The following is a 2510-nucleotide window of genomic DNA, read 5'->3' as shown; positions in this document are numbered from 1 at the left end:
CACCGTGTGGCGGCGCTGCACCCACGCCCGATCAGCCGGGCGCGCGTCCCCGCCGGTGACGCAAAGCAGACCGCTTCGCATGGCGTCGCCAGCTTCTATTCCGATACGGAGACCGCGAGCGGCGAGCGGTTCGACAAGAACGAGTTGACCGCGGCGCATCCCACCCTGCCATTCGGCACCAAGTTGCGCGTCACCGATACCAACTCCGGTCGCTTCGTCACGGTCAGGGTCAACGATCGCGGTCCCTATGTTCGCGGGCGTGTGGTCGACATTTCTCCTTCCGCGGCAGAGGCGCTCGGCATGGTCGACAAGGGCATCACCAATGTCAGGCTGGACGTCGTGCAATGAGCTGGCGCCATCGCGGCGCTTAACCGGCTGTTAGTTGCTCTGTCGCACCATACCTGTCCAACAATTCTGGGCTTTCGGGGAGGTGGCGCTTGAACACGATCCAGTATCTCGAAGATCAGGCGGCGCGCGCCGAGCGGCTCGCCAAACGGATCACGGATACGCTGACGATCGAAAAGCTCCTGAGCTTTGCCGGCGAGCGCCGCCGCGAGATCGAGGTCATCGCCGGCAAGCACCGCAGCGCATAACCCCGCGTTCCATGCTCTGACTGCATTCGCCCTCGCTGCGAGGCGCGGAACTTCTCTTTTCTCCGGGCGTATTCCCGGCGATACGAGAGGAGGACATCATGGGTTTTGGACGAGGTGCTTTGCTTTGGTTGCTTGGCGTGCCGCTGCCGATCGTCTTGCTGCTGGCATTGTTCTGGCACCATTGAGCATTAAGTGACTCACACGAAAAGCGCCGCGGAAGCGGCGCTTTTTGTTGCCTGCGATCTGAGTGTCGTTGGTGCGACGACGCGCGATCAGCTGTGGCTCTCGACGAAGTCGCTGAGATAGTCCGGCATCGTCGTGCCGTCGATGTCGCAGCGCGCCCGGATCTCGCCGGCGACAACGGTCGAGATGTCCTTCATCCAGTGTTCGAGCGTGTTGAACGAAATCACCTTGATGGGGTCGTTGAAGCAGCCGGCGACGAGCTCGCCGATCGTGGCTTCGAGATCGCTCCGTTCGATGCGAATCTCCGTCGCCTCGTCGAGGCGATCGATGACCACGAACAGGGTCTGATCTGCACCATAGGGCACAACAGGAGAGGGCACGCCGGCTTCAAGCATCTGAGGCACTCACGCCTTGGCTTCCGATCTTCCCACAACGGGAAAAACCGGACAAAGGTTCCAATCGCAGCGGGAATATCTCCCGGCGATCGCGAGACTAATGCTTGTCCGCGCAACGCGGCTTCCGTGCGATAAACGCGGCAGACTTCGCGAACCTGTTCGCCAAATCCCGTTCGCAAAGTCATTCATCCGTCGACTGGCCCCGCCCGCGTGGCGGGGTCATTTTTCGGCAGGGCCTACTGCCTGCAGATGTCGACCGAGAATTCGCCGTTGCGGATGCGGCCGGGAAAGCCCTCGACGAACTTGGCGACCGCGTCCTCGCCATAGGTGCCGACGAGCTCGGCAAAGGCCGCAAACAGACTCGCCTGCGCCAGGCAGTCGCCGTCGACGCCGTCATGGCGCGCCTCGGCCCAGGCCTCGTTGAGATAGCTCAGTGCGGCCTGCTTCTGCTCGTGATCGGGCAGCGGCGCGCGTGCGGGGGCGTAGGAAATCGGCTGGCTCATGAAACTCGATCAGGGCTGGGGCGCGATCCACGGCGATGCGCTGTGCGAAAGGTGTAGCACGGGCCCTAACGACCGCTAGGCCACATCTTTAAGAACGGTTAACGGCTGTGAACAAACTCCATGACAGAGTTCCCGGCCGCTCGTCATTCCGGGGGGCACGAAGTCGCGAGCTATGGTGCGCAATTGCGCACCATAGCTCGCGCTACGCGCGCCCCGGAATGACATGTGGAGAGAGACTAGTTCGCGTAGCGCGCCGTCAGATCGCGCGAGATCTTCGAGCCTTCCTCGATATAGCGGCGGATCGCCACCGTTGCCGCCGGCGTGCAGCTCCGGTAGGTCTGCTGGAAGCCGTTATAGCCGCGATTGAAGCCGGCGATCATGCGGGTGCGGCGCTCGCCGGAAGGGGTTTCGGCATCGATCAGCGCCTGCATCTCGTTGCGCCATTTGTTGCCCTCGTTGGCCCCGCAGATGCCGCGCAGATAGTGCAGCCCGCCGAGGATCTCCGCCAGCCGCTGCAAATCGCCGTCAAACGGCGCCGCCACGTCCTGGGCCCTCGTGGGCGCGGAGGCGCAGGCGAGAATCAGGGCAAAAATGGCGAGAAATCGCGTGGACATCGGCGGGCTGTATGCCTCTTCGAGGCTGGGGACGCAAGGCGGGCCAATCGGATGGTGCGCTCCCTCTCCCGCTTGCGGGGGAGGGTTGGGGAGGGGTGTCTCCGCGGGCGAGAACCCCCAAGAGGAGAAAGCCCTCACCGGTCGCGCTCAGGCGCGCAATTGCGCTGCCGAGCGCGCCGACCTCTCCCGCAGGCGGGAGAGGTGCAGCGGAGCCCGCGGACC

General features: G+C 63.7%; 5 protein-coding genes. 2 read left to right on the top strand and 3 right to left on the bottom strand.

Annotated elements, in window-relative coordinates; genetic code table 11:
* Together MOV75_RS34365 and MOV75_RS34360 are read left to right on the top strand one after the other, a co-directional pair.
* On the top strand, positions 1–348 hold a 348-nt coding region (locus MOV75_RS34365; protein ID WP_247007559.1), incomplete at its 5' end, for a septal ring lytic transglycosylase RlpA family protein.
* Positions 349–437: 89 nt separating this feature from the next.
* Positions 438–593: a hypothetical protein gene (locus tag MOV75_RS34360; protein ID WP_246926491.1), complete on the top strand. Its 156-nt coding sequence runs from the start codon at positions 438–440 to the stop codon at positions 591–593.
* A gap of 272 nt (positions 594–865) precedes the next feature.
* Here the strand turns inward: MOV75_RS34360 and MOV75_RS34355 are convergent, their stop codons facing one another.
* The 3 genes from MOV75_RS34355 to MOV75_RS34345 all read right to left on the bottom strand — a co-directional run bounded on the left by MOV75_RS34355 (position 866) and on the right by MOV75_RS34345 (position 2288).
* Positions 866–1171, bottom strand: a complete 306-nt coding sequence (locus MOV75_RS34355; protein ID WP_246926490.1) for a hypothetical protein — start codon at positions 1169–1171, stop codon at positions 866–868.
* A gap of 236 nt (positions 1172–1407) precedes the next feature.
* On the bottom strand, positions 1408–1674 hold the full coding sequence (locus MOV75_RS34350; RefSeq protein WP_028134933.1) for a hypothetical protein: 267 nt from the start codon (positions 1672–1674) through the stop codon (positions 1408–1410).
* A gap of 236 nt (positions 1675–1910) precedes the next feature.
* Positions 1911–2288, bottom strand: a complete 378-nt coding sequence (locus MOV75_RS34345; RefSeq protein WP_246926489.1) for a TIGR02301 family protein — start codon at positions 2286–2288, stop codon at positions 1911–1913.
* Positions 2289–2510: the final 222 nt, after the last annotated feature.

Origin of the sequence: Bradyrhizobium sp. PRIMUS42 (assembly GCF_023006515.1) — a bacterium.
Taxonomy (GTDB): domain Bacteria; phylum Pseudomonadota; class Alphaproteobacteria; order Rhizobiales; family Xanthobacteraceae; genus Bradyrhizobium.
This window is presented reverse-complemented; position numbering and strand designations above follow the sequence as displayed.